Consider the following 17,725-nt stretch of genomic DNA (forward strand, 5'->3'; position numbering starts at 1 on the left):
TGATTAGACGCTTGAAGGGGGGAGCAACAAGCCCATTTATCGGTTAATGCCGACGTCTATTGTGCCCCGCGCCTATGGTGAATAGTGGTATTCCGATTGGGAGGTCCAATGTCTGAGCAAAACATACTTATTTTGTCTGGCGGGAACGCGCTGGGTGCTTATCAGGGCGGTGCTTATGAAACACTGCACGAAGAAGGCTTTCATCCTGACCAAATTTTCGCCGTCTCTGTTGGCGCGGTCAATGCTGCGCTGATCGCTGGCAATCCCCCAGAAAAACGTATTGATGCTCTGCGTAGCTTTTGGAATACCGCTGTACAAGAGGGGATCTGGGTTTTTAGGCCTGCCTGGACAACTACATGGGACAGTAAGCGCAGGCGTGCCCTGCAAAGCATGCTGCTTGGCAGCCCTGCTGTTTATTTCGCACGTTTTCCAGGCGCTTTCTCCATGCTACCGGCCATGCCTACCGATACGAGCCTCTTTGATCTCGCTCCCTTGCGTGAAAGTTTAGATCGGCTGGTTGATTGGGATCGGGTGAATAACAGTGACATCCGGCTGGTCATCGTCGCCGTGGATGCCAACAGCGGAGAGGAAATACGTTTCGATACCGCCTCCTCATCTATCAACGTCGACCATCTGCTGGCGAGTTGCGGTTTTATTCCCTTTTTCCCGCCAACGCCGATTGATGGCCAGTTAGTGGTGGATGGGGGAATGACTTCAAACCTCCCTTTAGAGGCGGCCTTGGAGGAAGCGGGTACAGAAGATCGGCTATGTATTGCTCTGGATTTATTCCGGCGCAGTGGACCTGATTTCAAGACGGTAGGGCAGGCGATGGATCGTCAGTTGGAGCTGCTTCTTTCGTCCCAAAGCTGGCGGGCGCTGCGCGCCCTGCGTCAACGTCATGAGCTACGCCGTCAACTACGCCTACTGGCGGAGCAGATCCCCGAACAACAGCGCAAAGACCCCGCTTTGGCGTCAGCCTTGGCAGAAGGGACTCACACTGATAGAGCCACTACGCTACTTACGCTCAGCCACGCGGGCGTGCCCCAAGATACCGAGATGAGAGCCTTCGATTTTTCACGCCCTTCACTTACCGAACGATGGGAGGCGGGCCGTTTAAATATGCGTCACGCTTTGGAGAGTATAGGTGCCCAACGTGCCGCCCCTGGTGAGTTTGTTGTGCACGGGTTTAATGGGGGCGAGCCTAGCGCACTCGTATAGGCATTCGGGCGATTGGCAGTAGTTGTCAGCGTCTAAAACTGATGCGTAACGCTGAAGAAGGTTGCTGTTATTTATAATTCACAAACTGCTGAGCCGCCCGAGCGGAATCATCATCGGTTTCCTTGCCGTTGGCCAAAGCGACCAGTAGCGGGCGGCCAGGTTGAGTTCGTGGAGTACCGAAATCAGGCCTTGGCCGCTTAGTTGTTCACTGTCCAAGTTTATGGGGTCAGTTCATTTTTAGGCGAGGGTTTTGGCGCTTTACGCTTCTTGAACACCATCAACGATAAAGACGCGGTAGTCGGCACCCTGGAAGCGGTGCTTGCGGGCTTCCTGATAGGCGGAGCTTTCATACCAGGCGCGGGCGGCGGCCATATCGGGGAAGCGCAGAATCACGGCCCCTTCCATGGCGCTGCCTTCCAGCACTTCAAAATCACCGTAGAAGGCTAACGGCTGCGGGTCGTGGCCTTCACGAGCGGCTTTTGCCTTCTCGCCGTAGCGCTCCATTTCCTTGGCGTCGTGGGTGTGTTCGCGAGTCAGTACGACATAAGCGGGCATTCAGTTCTCCTGATGTCATCGTTTATCGATCCGCTAGAGCATATCACCGCCTAACAGCGGAGCCACATTAGAAAGATCGTTATTCAGCTTTACTGGAAATATCGGCTGTTAGGGGCGGCACCGGTTCAGGCGCTGACTCTATCAACGCCACAGGCTCCAGTTGCTCGTTTTCCAGCGTTGCCAGGACAATCTCGTAACAATCGTCGATATGGCTGTTGCCCATGTATTTCATGGTGGCAAAGCTGATGCCGCCCGCAACGGCGCTGCCCAGGAAGGGCACATATTTCGACGCACTTTTTGCCGAGATCCTGCCAGCCATTTTTTTGAACATCATCGTGATCAATTTACGGGTGATATATTTACCCGCCATTTTGCTTCCAGTCGTTGAGATGGAGCTCATTACAAATAGCCGGGTCTCTGTATCCAGGCTCTCGATCTGTTCCGGCGATAAGCCAAATTGCTCGTTAATCTTCGGGATCAAGCGCAGCAATATAGCGACGTCAGAACCGATGTTCACACCGGGAATGGGGATAATGGCGGTGCCAGCAGAAAGACTTGAGCTCTTCGTTACCATCGAGCGACACGACTGTTTAACGGCTTCGAGCTCTTCCAGTGATCTGATCATATAAATCCCTTTTAAAACAAACGGAAAAAGCGGCAGCCTAAGTGGCTACCGCCTTCTTCACGCTATTGAATAACACAGAGTGCGGTTAATCATTGCCGTCATAGGTGACGCGCCACACGGCATTGGTCAGGTCATCGGCGATGATGAGGGCGCCGTCTGGGTCGATAGTGACACCGACGGGTCGACCGCGCGTTTGGTCGTCGCCGTTGAGAAACCCGGTAACGAAGTCAATCGGGTCGCCATTGGGTTCGCCGTTGCTGAAGGGCACGAAAACGACTTTATAACCAACAGGGTCATTGCGGTTCCAGCTACCGTGCTCACCGATAAATACGCCTTCCGCGAACTCATCGCCCATCTCGGGTATGGAGAAGGCGAGGCCAAGCGGCGCTACGTGTGAACCCAGGCTGTAATCGGGCACCACGGCTGATTCCACCTTTTCAGGCGCTTGTGGGCGGACGCGTGAGTCGACATGCTGCCCCCAATAGCTATAGGGCCAGCCATAGAAGCTGCCTTCCTGCACGGTGGTGAGGTAGTCAGGAACGAGGTTGGGACCAAGCTCATCCCGCTCGTTGACCACGGCCCATAGCTGGTCAGTCTCTGGCTGAATGGTCAGCGCGGTGGGGTTGCGTAGGCCAGTGGCATAAGGCCGATGCATGCCCGTTTCGGTATCAATTTCCCATACCTCGGCCCGATTAACTTCCGCCGCCATGCCGCGCTCGGTGATGTTGCTGTTGGAGCCGATACCCACGTACAAGTAGTCACCGTCGGCGCTAGCGGTCATCGCTTTCGTCCAGTGGTGATTGATTTCAGCGGGTAGCTTGGCGAGTTCCTCCGGCGGCCCGCTGGCTTCGGTTTGGCCTTCCTCGTAGTCAAAGCGGACGACCGCATCCTGGTTGGCTACATAGAGGTTGTTATCCACCAATGCCAGCCCGTAGGGCGCGTTGAGGTCTTCGGCAAACACCGACTGTTCGTAGTTGCCATCGCCATTTTCATCGCGCAGCAGGGTTAAGCGATTGCCGCTCTCAACACTGGTGGTGCCCTGGCTTTTGATATACCCGGCAATGAAGTCTTTTGGCTTCAACTTGGGGGCATTGCCGCCGCTCCCTTCGGCCACCAGAATATCGCCGTTGGGCAATACCAGCGTTTGGCGCGGTATCTGAAGGTCGGTAGCAATGGCGGTAATGGTGTAGCCGTCGGGCGCGGTGGGCTGCTGGTCACCCCATTCGGCGGGCTCGGGGACTGTCATGTCTGGTAAAAGCCCGCGCTGAGGTTCAGGCAGGTCGGGGTTTGGGCCGTACTGTTGTGCGTCTTGGGCGCTGGCGCTACTTGCCATCAGAAGTATCGAGAGAGGTGCAGCATAGACATAGAGGCTGTGAAGCTTCATGGCTTACCTCCAGCGCCTAGGCGAGAAAAGCCGACCCATGTGGCTGTGCCAGCCAGTAGCACCACAACGATAGAGAGGGCAAAGCCAGCTGGCATCATGGCCCAGGCATCCCGCGCATGCGCCAGCGCATTAACAAAGGCCAGTATCCAGGTAAGCAGTAGTAGCGCTGGGTAAATCATGAGCGCCAAGCCGCGGTGCGAAGAACGAAAGAAGCCAATAATGGCACATAACAATGCAAGCCCTGTGAAGACAAGCCCACCCACGTTTAACCAGGAAGCAAAAGTAGCCCATTGAATATGGTAGGTCGTTGAGTAGGCGTAATCGCATAACATGGCGCCAAGAAAGAGCGGTGTAGACCCAGCAAGCATTACGGCATGAAACGGGTTTGGCCCGTTTCGATAAGTACGATTGTCGGTGGCTGTCACGGCAAACTCCTTATGCAGTTCAAGCTAATTAATTTACCTAAGCTGTCATGACGTATACGCGCATCCAGCCCAGGCAACGACATCATGTTCGTTGTGGCGCAGTATAGTAGACGATTCGGAACTTTCCCAAAGCGGAGCGGGCAGGTGGTTAGCCGCACGTGATGCTCATGAATGCTTACCATAAGAACTCTTTAATGCTGCCACGAGACCGCTTTTTGTGAGGAGATGCGGGGGAAGTCACATCTTACTGAGCATCTCGACCGCTTGATTGAAGTGTCCATCCCGCTCTGCCCAGCGCAGGAACTTCACTTTCTCGACCAAAATTTCCTTGGGTGTCGGTTGCTGGCTAAACAGCGTCATGACTTCTTCGATGTAGTCGTTGAGCGGCATATAGCCTTCACGGGTAGACTGGCCTGGGGTCAGCTCTGTTTGAACGGCAGGGGGCGCAAGCTCGATGATCTCGACCTTCCCCTTGAGCTGTTCGCGAAGCGAAATCGTGTAGGAATGGATGGCCGCCTTGGTGGCGTTATAGGTGGGCGTTCCGCTCAATGGCACAAACGCCAGTCCTGAAGAGACGTTTACGATCACCGCATCGGGTTGGTTGACGAGGTGATCGGTCAGCGCGTTCGTTAGCCGGATTGGCCCCATCAGGTTAGTAACGATGGTCTGCTCGGCATCGCGCAGATCTCGATGGCTGGACAGGTCTTCCCGCCGCATGATACCTGCATTGTTGATCAGCATATTGAGGTTGGGGTACTCAGCGATAACCCGCTCAGCGAAAGCTTCGATGGACGTTGGGTCTTCGACATCGACGACCATCGCATGCATGTTTTGCTGGCCAGCAATGGTTTCCTCCAGCGTTTTCATGTGCCGTCCGGCGACGATAACGGTGTTGCCAAGCGCATTGAAGCGTAAGGCAAGTTCACGGCCAATCCCAGAGCCGCCACCGGTGATAAGAATCGTATTTCCTGATGTTTTCACTGTGCACCTTCCCTTTAACGTGATGATGATATCTGTATGCCCACGGCCATTAGGCGTTGGCATTAACGGTTGAACCACTATCATGTTAATCAATCGGTAATGGCGGGGCTTGTCCTGCTTTGTACAAAACTTGCCTGATCCTGCAGGCATGAGGCTCAGTGCGTTTCACAAGCACTTCAAATACATGAACTCGCTTATGTCGGGGCAGTGCCAGCAGCGGCTGCGCTTGTTTACTCGGGTACCCTAGCAATGACTTTGATTTCAAAGTCGAATCCCGCCAGCCATGTCACGCCGACCGCCGTCCAGTTGGGGTAGGGTTTTTCCGGAAACGCGCGCGCCTTGGCTTCCAACCAGATAGGGAACTGGGCTTCGGGGTCGGTATGGAAGCTCGTCACATCGACGATATCGTCGAAGCTTGCGCCTGCTGCTTCCAGCACACTCTGTAGGTTGTCGAAAGCAAGCTGCACCTGGGCGGCGAAGTCCGGCTCGGGCGAGCCGTCTTCACGGCTGCCAACCTGGCCCGATACAAACAGAAAGTCGCCTAAGCGGATGGCGGCGGAATAGGTGTTCTGCTCATAAAGCGCCTGGCGGCCCTTGGGAAAAACAACGTTACGTTTAGCCATGGTGTACCTCCATCATTAGGTCGAAAGCGACCCCTTGTTGTCGATGAAGTCACTTTAAGCCTGCCTGAGTGGTGGATAAACGGCGAATTCTGTTCAACATTGTTTGTATATATCAAACAATCAAAAGGTGCTTGGCATAGTCATGGATCGTTTTAACGCAATGCAGGCCTTTGCTCGGGTCGTGGAAACAGGCAGCTTTACCAAGGCCGCTGAAACACTACATATGAGCAAAACCAGTGTGACGCAGATGGTGCAACAGCTAGAGGCCCGGCTGCGTGTCAAACTGCTCAACCGGACCACGCGTCAGGTGAACGTCACGGCGGACGGAGCGGCATATTATGAGCGTGTGATAAAGCTTTTAGCCGATATGGATGATGCCGAAACCAGCTTGTCCAACGCCTCGGTGCAGCCGCGCGGACGACTGAGAGTGGATGTGCCCAGCCCGTTTGCGCGAATGATCTTAATCCTCGCTTTCCCCGCGTTTCATGCTCGCTATCCCGATATTCAACTCGACATGAGGGTGAGTGATCGTATGGTGGATCTGATCGGCGAAAGCGTGGATTGCGTGGTGCGCGGCGGGGAGCTTACCGATCTATCGCTGGTGGCACGACGCGTGGGGGATCTAACGCTGGGTGTTTACGCCGCACCAAGCTATCTGGAAAGGAGCGGTCACCCAACGCACCCGCAAGCGCTGTCGCTCCCGCCTCATTATATTGTCGGATTCAGATGGGCACGCGATGGCTTGGCTTTTCCTTATGCTCTGTGCCGCAATGGAGAGCGTGTTGCCGTGCAAGGGCGCCACATGATCTCCGTCGACGATGGGAATGCTGGGCTTGCCGCGGGTCTGGCGGGACTCGGTGTGCTTTGGCTACCTGATTACATGGCTAGAGAGCATGTGTCTCGCGGCGAACTGGTGCGCTTGTTTGACGACTGGTACATCGAACCGATGCCAATGTACATCGCCTTTCCGCCGAATCGGCACGTTAGCGCCAAGCTGCGTGTGTTCATTGATTGGGTAGTGGCGTTGATGGAACAGCATGCGCCTCGGCTAGATCGAAAAAGTAAACCCGCTAACGAATGAGGGAGCGGTTTGTTCTACCATGATGCGCGCCAGGCGCTCCAGGGACAGTTCGAGCCGCTCGATCAAGCCTTCCAACAATACCCGGCGGTCGGCGGGCACGTTGCCGTAATGAAGTCGAACAGGGTTAGCGACGTTATAAGCCCTTTATCCTTGCAAATACTTCCCTGGTAGCCGCTCAGCCAGATACTCCATAAATAAGCGTGTGCGCTGAGAAAGCGTGGCTTGGCGGTAGTAAACGGCGTTCACGGCTTGAGTCTGCAGCTCGGTATGGTCGGGCAATACGTCGACCAGTAACCCCTTCTGGCGGGGAGCGATGGTCATAAAGTCGGCCAGGCAAACAATACCTTCTCCGGCGATGGCTAGCTCTATTAGCGTGCTGCCGCTGGAGGCCGACAGCGTAGGTGTGATGTGTAAACGCTTGCCGTCGGCGCCGGTGAGCGGCCACTGATTAAGGTGTTCTAATTGACTAAAGCCCATCAGGCTGTGTTGCGTTAATTCATCAATGTTTTGCGGAGCACCGTGGCGTTCAATATAGGTGGGGCTGGCGAGAAGTCGCAGCGGGCTATGGCCTAGCAGGCGGGCGTGAAGGGAGGAGTCTTCCAAATCGCCGATGCGAATGGCTAAATCGACCCTCTGTTCCAGCAGGTCGACAAACCGGTCGTGGGTATCCAGTTCGAGCGTAATACCGGGGTAGCGGGCGCGGAACTCGCCAATCACTGGCACGATCACAAACTGCATAAAGCTAGGGGCGGCGTTGACCCGGAGCCTGCCTTGAGGCTGGTTGTGGCGATCCAGCATGGCTTCTTCGGCTTCGTCCACGGCGGCCAGAATACGGCGGCAGTGGTTCAGAAATGTTTCGCCTTCTTCCGTCAGTTCCAAACGGCGCGTGGTGCGACGCAGTAGTGTGGCACCGAGTTTCTGCTCCAGGCGATTGAGCGCACGGCTTACCCCGGAAACGGTAATGCCTAGCCTTTCGGCGGCGCCGGTGATTGAGCCGCTATCCACTACTGTCACAAAGGCTTGCTGCTCTTCAAGGGTACTTTTCATGATGTGCTTCTCTTAACGTGCTTTTCACAACGTTCTCAAACGCCTTAATGATCAGCTAATAGTATTATTGATTTAAAATCAAAAGTGTCTTGCCGCAGCATCGCTTCTTTTTTTTCGCCATAACTCCCACAATACGCGCCATTAACATCATGTCTACTTTCGTTAGCGATGATGATGAACCTCTTTGGGAGAAAGTGCTAAATGAAGATCCTGCTGATTAATGGTGGTAAAGCCTTTGCGCACTCTGGCGGTGAACTCAACAATACGCTACACGGCGTGGCGGTGAGTACGCTGACGGAGATGGGCTACGAAATTCGGGAGACGGTGATTGATCAAGGCTACGATCTTGAAACCGAGGTGCAAAACTACCTATGGGCAGACACGATTGTGTACCAGATGCCTGGCTGGTGGATGGGCGCGCCCTGGATCGTGAAGCGTTACATTGATGAAGTGTTCACCGAGGGTCACGGTTCGCTTTACGCCAGTGATGGCCGCAGCCGCCAAGACCCAACCAAGCAGTATGGCAGCGGTGGTTTGCTACAGGGCCGTCGCTATATGCTGTCGCTGACCTGGAACGCCCCCTTGGAAGCGTTCGAAGAACCGGATAACTTCTTTGAAGGGCGTGGCGTGGATGGTGTTTATTTCCCGTTCCATAAGTCTCAGGAATTTATCGGCCTAGAGGCGCTGCCGACGTTTATTGCCAACGATGTGATGAAAGTACCGCAGGTAGACCGCAACCAAGCCGATTACCGCGACCATCTGCGTAAAGTGCTTGGCTAAGCTTTGCACGTCATATATCCCTAAGCACTACTAAACCGATAACGTAGTTTAGGTAGCGCGCGGGCTACTGGGGGCAGGCGGGTGACCATCACCAGCGCCGCGATAGCGGCATACATCGCCCACTCCTGCATATCCGCGCGCACCACCCAGAAGAAGTGGAGCAGTACCAGACCCAAAATGGCGTAGGAGAATTTGTGCAACGGCTTCCAGCGCTTGCCCAGTCGCTTCATCGCCCAGCGGTTGGACGTGGCGCCCAGTACAGCAAGGCCGACCAGCGCGATCATGCCGACAATAATGTAGGGGCGTTTGACGATTTCGCTGCCTAGCAGCGCCCAGTTGAGGCCGAGAATAAACAGCGCGTAGCTGAGCAAGTGCAGGGTAGCGTAGGCGAGAGTCCAGAGGCCCAGTTGGCGCCGGATCAGCGCAAAGCCTTTCCAGCGGGTGAGTTTGGTTAACGGCGTAAGGCTGAGGGTGAGCAGCAGCATCCACAGCCCACCGATGCCGAGATTCAGCAGCAGGTAGCGCCCCGGTTCTGGACCGGCGGCGTTATTCGCTACCTGCCAGCTCCAGAACAGCAGGGGTGCTAGCGCGGCCAGAAACACGCCCACGCGCCATGCTAACCATATACGTGGGCTGGCCATTAGTAATTTTCCTTCAAATTCATACCCGCATAGAGCTCGGCGACTTCGTCGGCATAGCCATTAAACATTAGGGTATCGATGGTGTTGGGGTTGAAGAGGCTGTTGGGCAAACGACGCTCGGTGGCTTGGCTCCAGCGGGGGTGGTCGACGTTGGGATTCACATTGGCGTAAAAACCGTACTCGTCGGCGGCGATCTTCTGCCAGGAATTCACCGGCTGTTCTTCCGTTAGCGAGATTCGCACAATCGACTTAATGCTCTTGAAGCCATACTTCCAGGGCACTACCAAGCGCAGAGGGGCGCCGTTTTGGTTGGGCAGTTCGCGGCCGTACATACCCATGGCCAGTAGCGTTAGCGGGTTCATGGCTTCATCCAGGCGCAGGCCTTCCACGTAGGGCCAATCAATGATTGAAAACGAGGAGCGCTGCCCGCGCATTTGCTCTGGATCGACGAGGGTTTCAAAGCGTACGTATTTGGCTTTGCTGGTCGGGTCGGCGCGTTTGATGATATCGGCCAGCGGAATACCCAGCCAGGGAATCACCATCGACCACGCCTCCACGCAACGCAGGCGGTAAATACGCTCTTCAAACTGTGACGGTTTGGCGAAGTCCTCTAGGGCAAAGCGACCGCCGTTATTGACCTCACCATCGACCACCACGCTCCAAGGTTCCGTCTTCAGACTGCCCGCATGGCGGGCAGGGTCGCCCTTGTCGGTGCCGAATTCGAAAAAGTTGTTGTAGCCGCTGGCATCATCAAAGGGGGCGATCTTGTCTTTTTTGGGGTCGCTGGGCGTAATCGCGCCCCACTGAGTCTCGCTGATTTTTTCCTTCAACCACGCTGGCGCATTGCCATCAGGAACATCCGAATAATCGGCATTAGCTTGGGCGTGGCCGGAAAGGGCCAGCCCCGCACCCAAACCCGCCATACCCCCCATGAAGCGTCGGCGGGAGAGGTAAATAGATTCCGGCGTGACATCAGATTCGTGTAAGTCACTCGGTTTGGCAATCTTTATTAGCATGGGTGTCTCCTAAGGGGTTAGGCCGGGCGGGCTGTAACACGTGCTATAACAACGTTTTCGATGAGTCTCAATTCGATACTGGAACAAGTAAAAGGTTCTACATAACTTGTAAGAAATAGTCTCTAAAAACAAGTAATGGTGAATCTATTTTACTTGCCGTAGGCGCTGGCTCTACGAATGATAGGAAGGCCTAGTTTAATCCCTTCTACCAAAGACACATTATTAGGCTTGATGTCTCTCCTCTATCGACAAGGAACCCCCATGGCATCTACCCGCCGTGAACTGATATCACTGATAGAGCAGGGCGTGATACCGCCTGAAGAGCTGACGCGCGCGGTGCAAGCCTCTGGGCTGTACCCATCAAATCGCGCCTGGGCCGGGTTTGTTGATCGATTGCTACTGTGGCTAGGCGGGCTGGCGTTGGCCTTCGCGGTGCTGTTTTTCGTAGCTTATAACTGGGCCGAGATGGGCCGTTGGCTGCGCTTTGGCGTGGTACAGGCAGCGTTGGTGCTGGCGGTAGTTGTCGCCACTTGGCCCAAGGACAGCCTCATGGTTCAGCGTGCGGCGCTAACATCGGCCACTTTATTGGTGGGCGTGCTGTTGGCGCTGTTCGGGCAGGTGTACCAGACCGGTGCCGACCCGTGGCAGCTATTTTTTACCTGGGCAGTGCTGACGCTTCCCTGGGTATGGGTGGCACGTTTTGAGCTGCTGTGGATGCTTTGGCTCGGGTTAATGAATCTGGCTATCGGGCTCTATTTCCGCACCTGGGGCGGGCCGTTTGGCGTTTTGGCCAGTAGCGATGCCGCGCTTTGGGGGCTGTTTGAGCTTAACACCCTGGTATTAATCATCTGGGAGTGGGGCGCCCGTTACCGGGGCTGGCCACGGCAGTGGGCACCACGCTTGCTCGCGGTGGGCAGTGGGGTGCCCATGACGCTGTTAGCAGTAACGTTGATCACTGATGTCGGCCTCGTATGGTCGCCAGTGTTGGTGATTTACCCACTCTGGTTGGCGGCGCTGTATAGCATTTACCGCTATTGGCGGCCTGAGCTGTTTATGATCGCGGGCGGCTGTGTCTCGGCGTTAACGGTGACCACACTGCTGCTTGCCAGGCTATTGCTTTGGGAAGGTGATTGGCAGGAGGGAAGCCTGCTGTTGATCACCATCGCGGTGCTGGCGATGGGCGCCGGGGCCGTGGTATGGCTGAAGCGGCTACATCGGGAGCTTGCCCAGTGACGAACAACGTTAATGATTTAAGCGTTAGGCTCAGCCAAGCGGGTATTCCGCTAAACGAGCCCACTTCCCCAGCGCAACTACAAACGCCTTGGTTCGTACGGGCATTGCAGGCCTTTTCAGGCTGGTTGGCAGCGCTGTTTCTGCTCGGCTTTATCGCCATGGGCGTTGTGTTTGTAGTGGAGAGCCCAGCGGCGTCTATGGGCTTGGGGCTTGCGATGATCAGTGCGGCTTATGGGCTGTTTCGCCGGGCTCGCAGCGATGTGCTGGAACACCTGGCGCTGGCCATTAGCTTGGCTGGGCAACTGCTAGTTGCCTGGGCATTGGTGGAGTGGTGGGAAGCCTCTCCTGACTCGCTTTGGGCGCTGCTGGGGTGGTCTCTCTTTGGCCTACAGTGCGTACTGGCGCTGATAATGCCAAGCCAAGTGCATCGCGGGTTTTCTGCCTTTGCCGCCAGCTTGGCTCTCTATATGGCGTTGGCAACGAGTGCTATGGCAGCGGTGGCGAGCGGACTTGTACTGCTGGCAATCACGCTGCTTTGGCTGAATGAGTTTCGTTGGCCTGGGCGTTTTAAGGATGTGCAAGCGTGGGGGTACGGCTTGCTGTTGGGCCTGTTGGTCATTCAATGGCTGGCTCATAGCGGGCAAGCGTTACCGCTGCTAAATGACATGACGGATAGCGCTTGGGCGGGGTTAACGCCGTGGTTAAGTGTTGCATTGTTAGCGCTGGCGTTACTGCTGGTTTTTCTAAGCGTGTTTCAGCGCTTTTCTTCATCCAGGGGGCGCTGGGCGGCCTACCCTTGCGCGGCCGCACTGCTCATCGTGTCACTTTATGTGCCGAGTGTCGGGCAGGGCGTGGTGGTGATGTCATTAGGCTTTGCCATTGGTCATCGTGTGCTGGTGGGCGCTGGTGTGCTGTCGCTACTGTTGGGGATTGGCAGTTATTACTACTGGCTGGAGTCCACGCTGTTGCTGAAGTCACTCACGCTATTGGTAATAGGAGGACTGCTACTGTTATTGCGCTGGGCATTACGCCAGTGGTTAAGCACACCGGTTGCCACGTCAGACGATGGGAGTTTAGACCATGATGCTTAGCGTTAAGTGGTCCCGGGCTGTTGTCATTGCGGCTACATTGCTGATCCTGGTAGTGGTGAACGGGTCAATCTGGCAGAAAGAGCGCCACTTAGCAGAAGGCGAAGTCGTTTATCTGGAGCTGGCGCCAGTTGACCCGCGCTCGTTAATGCAGGGCGACTACATGGCCCTTAACTTTGCACTTAGCAACGATATTCAACGTGCGCTTCAAAGTCGACATGGCAGCGACACTCCAAAAGCGCATGATGGCTACGCTATCGTGCGCTTGGACGAACAGCGCATTGGCCATTTTCAGCGATTGGCAGACGGCGAAGGCACGTTGGGTAACGACGAACGGCAACTACAGTATCGGCTGCGCAATGGTCAGGTGCGCTTCGCCACCGATGCGTTCTTTTTTCAGGAAGGCGATGCTGAACACTATGAGCTGGCTCGCTATGGTCGGTTTCGTATCAACGATGATGGCGAACCCTTGCTGGTTTCTCTTCACGATGAAGCTCTTGTGCATCTCAGCCCTTGAAAACTTCAGCCCTTTAGCCCTCCATCCTATCAATGAAGGGCGGGTGCTGCCGCTTACGTTGTTGGGTAGCACCCGCCTTCGGGTTTTAGGCGATCTGTTGCTCCGTGACGACCGGGGCGGTGGCCCGGCGCAGGAAGTCGCGGTTGATGGGGCTATGTGGCTTTAGCGCCAAGCGTTCGTTGGCCATTCCTTCAGCCAGTTCGCGATTTCCGCCACGTAAGGCGGCTTCGGTCAGCGTCCAGTCGATGATATCGCGCTGGGCGTGACTGCCGCCGAAAACGTTGGCGATAAAGCGCACCGGGTGCAGGCGCTCGGCTGCGGTGTCGTAGTGGCCGCGCCAGAAGGCTACAAACCCCTCGGCTAAAGGCAGACCGATATGTCGGGCCCAATTCGCAGTCTCGGAGCTGCGGCCGGGAGTGCGAAGCGTTGCCAGCAGCGCTTCCACCCGATCCTCGCGTCCGGCGCCCAGATAGGCCATCACGGCATGCCAGTCGTTGAAGGGATAAAGCGTGCCGTCTGCGTGCTGATCCCAGGCTGCTGCCAGCTCCTGCCAGCGTGAGCCCACGTCCTGACCGGTAAGAGTTAGCCGCCATAGCAACGCTGAGGCATCAATCATATCTAACACAACGTTGCTGCGCGCCTGACGAATCGGGCCGTCATAGAGGGTTAGCACATCCTGGGTGTTGCCGAGGTCGAGATGGCAGAGGGCGAGATGCCACCAGTTGTGAACCTTGAACAGGTTATCGTCACCGGACCAGTAAGGCTCACGCGCGGTCATCCAGCCGATGCCGTCCTGAGCTCGGCCCTGCATTTCCATCACGTGGGCCACGGCGTGATGCGCCCAGCAGTCGAGCGGCTGCACATCCAGCGCCTGCCGGCCAATCTCTTCTGCACGAGCGTAGTCGCCTGTCTCCTCCAGTCCGAAGGCGTAAAAACCCATGGCGATTGAATGCCCAGGAATGTCCGGCGACCACCGGGGCAGCACACGGGCGAGCCGGTCACGTAGATTGCGGGCATTAGCGCGATAGAAGTCGATCAGGTGGCCAGCCTGCAGAGCGAGTAGGTCGTGTGGATAGCGTAGATTATGGTAATCCAGGGCGAGCCCCGCGGCGGTCCACTCGCCTGCAAGTAACTGATCGAGGGCGGCGGCATGGGAGGCTTCTCGGTCATTCAATCGGGATTGTTTGACAGCGAACAGGTCGGTCTTGGCGGCGTCTGCAGCGGCGGGCTCTGTGGCCAGGGCAAATAGATAGGCTCTGGCAATGCGTGCCATGGTGAATTTGGGGGCGGCTTCGATGGCCTGATTCAGCGGGGTAACAGGGTCGCCGCGATACAGATTGAAGGCGTCGATGGCGTGGTGGTAAAGCTTTCGTGTTTCGGTGGTGGCGCCGGGCAGGGCGTTACCTTGGCGGTCAGTTAACATCAGCATGGCTCCATTGTTGGTTGTCATTATTGGCGGCGGCCTGTCCGCTCACCAGTCTGCTAGACTACGTTGAGGCACGGGAAACCATAATGGCCGAGGCGCCGGTGTTGTTGTCCGATCCGCCGTGATAGAGACACAAACCCATGGATGCTGCACTTGATGTGCTGCGCATGATCCGCTTTACCGGTGGCATCTTTCTTGATGCCGAGTTTTCTGCGCCCTGGTGTGTGGTGGCACAGGTCACTCCGGAAGATTGTCGCCCGTTCACCCCCGTGCCTGAAGGCATCCTGGCCTATCACTACGTCAGCGCTGGTCAACTACTGTTACAGGTAGGCCAGGATCTGCCGGTAGCCGTGTCGGCCGGGCATATTGTGCTTTTGTCGCGTAACGATCCGCATCTACTTGGCAGCGAGTTGGGCGGCCCACCCGTCAGCGTCGACAACCTTCTACAGCCCATGCATGAAGGCGGGTTGGCTCGGATCATCCACGGGGGCGGTGGCGAAACCACCCGTCTGTTGTGTGGCTTTTTGCACAGCGAAACGCCCTGCAATGCATTGATCGGCGTGCTGCCTAGTGTTATGACACTGAACGTGGCCGAGGGGGCAGCCAGGGCATGGATCGAAAGCTCCTTCCGTTTTGCCGCCGCGGAATTAACAGCGGGCACTGTACGTTCGCCCACGTTGCTTGCCCGACTCGCCGAACTGCTTTTCATCGAGGCGGCACAGCTCTATCTCACGCGTTTGCCGCCCGAGCAGCGTACCTGGGTTGGCGGATTGCGCGACCCCTTCGTCAGCCGAGCGCTGACCCAATTGCATGGCTTCCCCGAGCGTCACTGGACGACGCAAGATCTCGCCCGCCAGGTCGGGCTCTCACGCTCTGCGTTTGCCGAGCATTTCACTGAGTTGGTGGGTGTGCCGCCGATGCGTTATCTGGCGAGATTGCGTATGCAGACCGCCGCACGTCGCTTGCGCGAGACACTGGCGCCCATCTCGCTTATCGCACTAGAAGCGGGGTACGAGTCAGAAGCCGCTTTCAGCAAGGCGTTCAAGCGTGCATTAGGGACACCGCCGGCGACATGGCGAAGGCGGCATCGCGCACCGGAGGAACCATGAATTTAGTTAATGAACACAAATACAGATGATCCTCAGCGCGGTCCTACGACGCCTTGCACTCTGTAGCTTGCACCCTACAGAAAGGTAGGCTGTAATTCTTCTTTTCACTGACAAGGATGGCGCCAAGATGACCCTTGGGCGGGCTATTAATTAGCGTGTCGGTGGTTGGCAACGTGGTTCACCTACTTCAATTAAGGTATGTATGAAAGTAAACAGCTCGTGGTTCGCATGGTGTTTGTTGGTAGTAGTGCTGACATTTTCCGGCCTATGCGCAGCGCAAACTCAAGGAGGAGAGAGCGAGAACAGTCGGTGGTTTACCGTCGATGCGATAAATAGTGGCCTGGGAGAACCGCCTGAAGAAGCAAATCGAGTAACACCCCGTGAGTCAATCAGAAGTTTCCTTGAACTGACGGATCAGGAGGAGTATGAAGCCGCTGCCCATATGCTCAACCTTTCCGAATTCGCAGTAGATGAGCAGCCAGAACAGGGGCGTGAACTGGCCCGGCAACTGGCCGAGATTTTCCAGCGCGGGGAATGGTTGAGTGTGTCTGACCTGCCGGGGCGGGAAGATGCTGTTATTGAAGACTCTTCGGGCCAAAACCCGCGTGTCGGTGAGGCGCGCCGCAATATCGAAGTCTCCTCTATGCAGGCCAATGGAGAAACTTACGATATTCGTCTGGGTAGGTATCGGGTCGGTGATCAAGAGCCCGTCTGGCTGATCATGCCCATTAGCGTGTCATATATTCCAGTGCTGTATGAGCAGTACGGTCCGTCAATGCTAGAAGGCTACATCCCAGAGCGCTTCCAGGCGTCGTTTGGCCTTCTGCGGATTTGGGAATGGATCGCTATTCCGCTCTTTTTGCTGGTCGTCGGCATGGTGGGGTGGGGAGTCCATCATCTGATCGGGTTGATGTCGAAATGGTTGCCTTCCGGCGTGTCGAGCATTTTTGCTAGTCAAATTGGTATGCCTGCGGCGCTGATTGCGATGTCATTAGTCACCCAGGGATTGCTGGATTATGTGGTGTCATTTTCGGCGGTCGCCACGACGACCTTCCGAGTGCTGTTAATCAGTATTTTAGCCTGGGGAGCAGGGACGATAGCGCTGCGCTTAGTGGATACCATTATGCTGCGGATGACGCGGCGCTTAGTGGGCGAGATTGATGACACGAAACCGCGAGACGAGCGCAGGCTGCTAACCTCTCTCTACGCGCTGCGCCGTATTATTATTCTGATCACCGTGACCGGTGTATCGATTTATATACTGGGGCAGATCCAGCTCTTTGAATCCCTCGGCCTTTCTATCCTAGCCTCTGCCAGTGTGTTAGCGGTACTAGTGGGTGTCGCGGGGCAAGCGGTGCTGGGTAATATCCTGTCGTCGTTTCAGCTGTCGTTTGCCAAGCCTATTCGTATTGGTGATCTGGTGGTTTTTGAAGGCCAGTGGTGTTATGTAGAAGGCATTTTTTATACCTTTATTCGGCTGAGGTCATGGGACGAGCGGCGTTTGATTGTGCCCGTCACCTATTTTACGTCTAAGCCTTTCGATAATTTGTCGGTGAAGAGCACCAAGATGTATCGGACGCTAGAGCTGACACTCCACCTCAGTGCCGATATAGGGTTGTTAAGAGATAAATTCCTCGAAGTAGCCAAAGAGGAAAATAGCGTTATCGAACACCATAAATTGCTGTGTTACGTGACCGCTCAAACAGGAACGGCACAAACCGTCACCTGTTACCTTATGACGTCAGACCCGCTAGCGGGCTGGACGGCAGAGATGAACGTGCGAGAGAGGCTATTGGCGTATATCCGTGATAACTATCCCGAGTGGTGGCCAAGAGATATCGTGGTGATCAGCCACAACGATATCGCCCGCGGCGAGCAGGGCACCCGCTCGTCGGGGACGGGTAGTTCCGAAAAAAACAGTTCTGAGGAAAATAGCCCTGAAGTAGATAATCCTTAGGCGGACTCATCAGCAGGCA

18 protein-coding genes are annotated in these 17,725 nt (G+C 55.8%); 8 read left to right on the forward strand and 10 right to left on the reverse strand.

Annotated features, from left to right (window positions below; all coding sequences use genetic code 11):
- Positions 1-108: 108 nt before the first annotated feature.
- A complete protein-coding gene (locus HUO07_RS08990) occupies positions 109-1,218 on the forward strand; it encodes a patatin-like phospholipase family protein (RefSeq protein ID WP_176303297.1) in 1,110 nt (369 codons plus the stop codon).
- Positions 1,219-1,476: 258 nt separating this feature from the next.
- Here the strand turns inward: HUO07_RS08990 and HUO07_RS08995 are convergent, their stop codons facing one another.
- The 6 genes from HUO07_RS08995 to HUO07_RS09020 form a co-directional block, all read right to left on the reverse strand.
- Entirely contained in the window at positions 1,477-1,773 is a 297-nt protein-coding gene (locus HUO07_RS08995; RefSeq protein ID WP_176303298.1) for a DUF1330 domain-containing protein, read from the reverse strand.
- 79 nt (positions 1,774-1,852) lie between these two features.
- The gene (locus tag HUO07_RS09000; RefSeq protein WP_176303299.1) at positions 1,853-2,398 is read right to left on the reverse strand and encodes a hypothetical protein; all 546 of its coding nucleotides are present in this window, start codon (positions 2,396-2,398) and stop codon (positions 1,853-1,855) included.
- 85 nt (positions 2,399-2,483) lie between these two features.
- Entirely contained in the window at positions 2,484-3,782 is a 1,299-nt protein-coding gene (locus HUO07_RS09005; RefSeq protein ID WP_176303300.1) for a PQQ-dependent sugar dehydrogenase, read from the reverse strand.
- Complete coding sequence (locus HUO07_RS09010) at positions 3,779-4,207, reverse strand: DUF2231 domain-containing protein (protein ID WP_176303301.1); 429 nt, start codon at positions 4,205-4,207, stop codon at positions 3,779-3,781. The genes HUO07_RS09005 and HUO07_RS09010 overlap by 4 nt, the downstream gene beginning before the upstream one ends.
- 237 nt (positions 4,208-4,444) lie before the next feature.
- Positions 4,445-5,188: an SDR family NAD(P)-dependent oxidoreductase gene (locus HUO07_RS09015; protein WP_176303302.1), complete on the reverse strand. Its 744-nt coding sequence runs from the start codon at positions 5,186-5,188 to the stop codon at positions 4,445-4,447.
- A gap of 230 nt (positions 5,189-5,418) precedes the next feature.
- Positions 5,419-5,811: a RidA family protein gene (locus HUO07_RS09020; RefSeq protein WP_176303303.1), complete on the reverse strand. Its 393-nt coding sequence runs from the start codon at positions 5,809-5,811 to the stop codon at positions 5,419-5,421.
- Positions 5,812-5,953: 142 nt separating this feature from the next.
- Here HUO07_RS09020 and HUO07_RS09025 point away from each other — a divergent pair, with 142 nt between their 5' ends.
- Complete coding sequence (locus HUO07_RS09025) at positions 5,954-6,892, forward strand: LysR family transcriptional regulator (protein ID WP_176303304.1); 939 nt, start codon at positions 5,954-5,956, stop codon at positions 6,890-6,892.
- A gap of 144 nt (positions 6,893-7,036) precedes the next feature.
- Here the strand turns inward: HUO07_RS09025 and HUO07_RS09030 are convergent, their stop codons facing one another.
- Positions 7,037-7,939, reverse strand: a complete 903-nt coding sequence (locus tag HUO07_RS09030) for a LysR substrate-binding domain-containing protein (protein WP_176303305.1) — start codon at positions 7,937-7,939, stop codon at positions 7,037-7,039.
- A 201-nt stretch (positions 7,940-8,140) separates the two neighbouring features.
- On the opposite strand from HUO07_RS09030, the gene HUO07_RS09035 reads away from it, so the two are divergent.
- The gene (locus HUO07_RS09035) at positions 8,141-8,719 is read left to right on the forward strand and encodes an NAD(P)H-dependent oxidoreductase (protein ID WP_176303306.1); all 579 of its coding nucleotides are present in this window, start codon (positions 8,141-8,143) and stop codon (positions 8,717-8,719) included.
- A gap of 20 nt (positions 8,720-8,739) precedes the next feature.
- On the opposite strand, the gene msrQ is transcribed toward HUO07_RS09035, so the two are convergent.
- Positions 8,740-9,360 carry a protein-methionine-sulfoxide reductase heme-binding subunit MsrQ gene (msrQ, locus tag HUO07_RS09040; RefSeq protein WP_176303307.1) on the reverse strand — a complete coding sequence of 207 codons (621 nt, stop codon included), beginning with the start codon at positions 9,358-9,360 and terminating at the stop codon, positions 8,740-8,742.
- Positions 9,360-10,376: a protein-methionine-sulfoxide reductase catalytic subunit MsrP gene (gene msrP, locus HUO07_RS09045; RefSeq protein WP_176303308.1), complete on the reverse strand. Its 1,017-nt coding sequence runs from the start codon at positions 10,374-10,376 to the stop codon at positions 9,360-9,362. The genes msrQ and msrP overlap by 1 nt, the downstream gene beginning before the upstream one ends.
- 261 nt (positions 10,377-10,637) lie before the next feature.
- Here msrP and HUO07_RS09050 point away from each other — a divergent pair, with 261 nt between their 5' ends.
- From HUO07_RS09050 to HUO07_RS09060, 3 genes are read left to right on the forward strand one after another with little or no spacing between them, the layout of a single operon-like run.
- A complete protein-coding gene (locus HUO07_RS09050; RefSeq protein WP_176303309.1) occupies positions 10,638-11,609 on the forward strand; it encodes a DUF2157 domain-containing protein in 972 nt (323 codons plus the stop codon).
- Positions 11,606-12,700, forward strand: coding sequence for a DUF4401 domain-containing protein (locus HUO07_RS09055; RefSeq protein ID WP_176303310.1), 1,095 nt, complete (start codon positions 11,606-11,608; stop codon positions 12,698-12,700). Before HUO07_RS09050 ends, HUO07_RS09055 begins: the two co-directional genes overlap by 4 nt.
- Positions 12,690-13,214, forward strand: coding sequence for a GDYXXLXY domain-containing protein (locus tag HUO07_RS09060; RefSeq protein ID WP_176303311.1), 525 nt, complete (start codon positions 12,690-12,692; stop codon positions 13,212-13,214). The genes HUO07_RS09055 and HUO07_RS09060 overlap by 11 nt, the downstream gene beginning before the upstream one ends.
- A gap of 85 nt (positions 13,215-13,299) precedes the next feature.
- Here the strand turns inward: HUO07_RS09060 and HUO07_RS09065 are convergent, their stop codons facing one another.
- Entirely contained in the window at positions 13,300-14,637 is a 1,338-nt protein-coding gene (locus tag HUO07_RS09065; RefSeq protein WP_176303312.1) for a tetratricopeptide repeat protein, read from the reverse strand.
- A 143-nt stretch (positions 14,638-14,780) separates the two neighbouring features.
- On the opposite strand from HUO07_RS09065, the gene HUO07_RS09070 reads away from it, so the two are divergent.
- A complete protein-coding gene (locus tag HUO07_RS09070) occupies positions 14,781-15,749 on the forward strand; it encodes an AraC family transcriptional regulator (protein ID WP_176303313.1) in 969 nt (322 codons plus the stop codon).
- Between the two features lie 202 nt (positions 15,750-15,951).
- The gene (locus HUO07_RS09075) at positions 15,952-17,706 is read left to right on the forward strand and encodes a mechanosensitive ion channel family protein (RefSeq protein WP_217908839.1); all 1,755 of its coding nucleotides are present in this window, start codon (positions 15,952-15,954) and stop codon (positions 17,704-17,706) included.
- Positions 17,707-17,725 lie beyond the last annotated feature (19 nt).

Origin of the sequence: Vreelandella maris (assembly GCF_013371085.1) — a bacterium.
Taxonomy (GTDB): domain Bacteria; phylum Pseudomonadota; class Gammaproteobacteria; order Pseudomonadales; family Halomonadaceae; genus Vreelandella; species Vreelandella maris.

Coding starts and splice junctions, on each gene's coding strand:
- HUO07_RS09035 (WP_176303306.1), top strand. CDS start 8,141: ATGAAGATCCTGCTGATTAATGGTGGTAAAGCCTTTGCGCACTCTGGC.
- HUO07_RS09065 (WP_176303312.1), bottom strand. CDS start 14,637: ATGTTAACTGACCGCCAAGGTAACGCCCTGCCCGGCGCCACCACCGAA.
- HUO07_RS09005 (WP_176303300.1), bottom strand. CDS start 3,782: ATGAAGCTTCACAGCCTCTATGTCTATGCTGCACCTCTCTCGATACTT.
- HUO07_RS09070 (WP_176303313.1), top strand. CDS start 14,781: ATGGATGCTGCACTTGATGTGCTGCGCATGATCCGCTTTACCGGTGGC.
- msrQ (WP_176303307.1), bottom strand. CDS start 9,360: ATGGCCAGCCCACGTATATGGTTAGCATGGCGCGTGGGCGTGTTTCTG.
- HUO07_RS09050 (WP_176303309.1), top strand. CDS start 10,638: ATGGCATCTACCCGCCGTGAACTGATATCACTGATAGAGCAGGGCGTG.
- HUO07_RS09060 (WP_176303311.1), top strand. CDS start 12,690: ATGATGCTTAGCGTTAAGTGGTCCCGGGCTGTTGTCATTGCGGCTACA.
- HUO07_RS09075 (WP_217908839.1), top strand. CDS start 15,952: ATGAAAGTAAACAGCTCGTGGTTCGCATGGTGTTTGTTGGTAGTAGTG.
- HUO07_RS09020 (WP_176303303.1), bottom strand. CDS start 5,811: ATGGCTAAACGTAACGTTGTTTTTCCCAAGGGCCGCCAGGCGCTTTAT.
- HUO07_RS08995 (WP_176303298.1), bottom strand. CDS start 1,773: ATGCCCGCTTATGTCGTACTGACTCGCGAACACACCCACGACGCCAAG.
- msrP (WP_176303308.1), bottom strand. CDS start 10,376: ATGCTAATAAAGATTGCCAAACCGAGTGACTTACACGAATCTGATGTC.
- HUO07_RS09000 (WP_176303299.1), bottom strand. CDS start 2,398: ATGATCAGATCACTGGAAGAGCTCGAAGCCGTTAAACAGTCGTGTCGC.
- HUO07_RS09025 (WP_176303304.1), top strand. CDS start 5,954: ATGGATCGTTTTAACGCAATGCAGGCCTTTGCTCGGGTCGTGGAAACA.
- HUO07_RS09030 (WP_176303305.1), bottom strand. CDS start 7,939: ATGAAAAGTACCCTTGAAGAGCAGCAAGCCTTTGTGACAGTAGTGGAT.
- HUO07_RS08990 (WP_176303297.1), top strand. CDS start 109: ATGTCTGAGCAAAACATACTTATTTTGTCTGGCGGGAACGCGCTGGGT.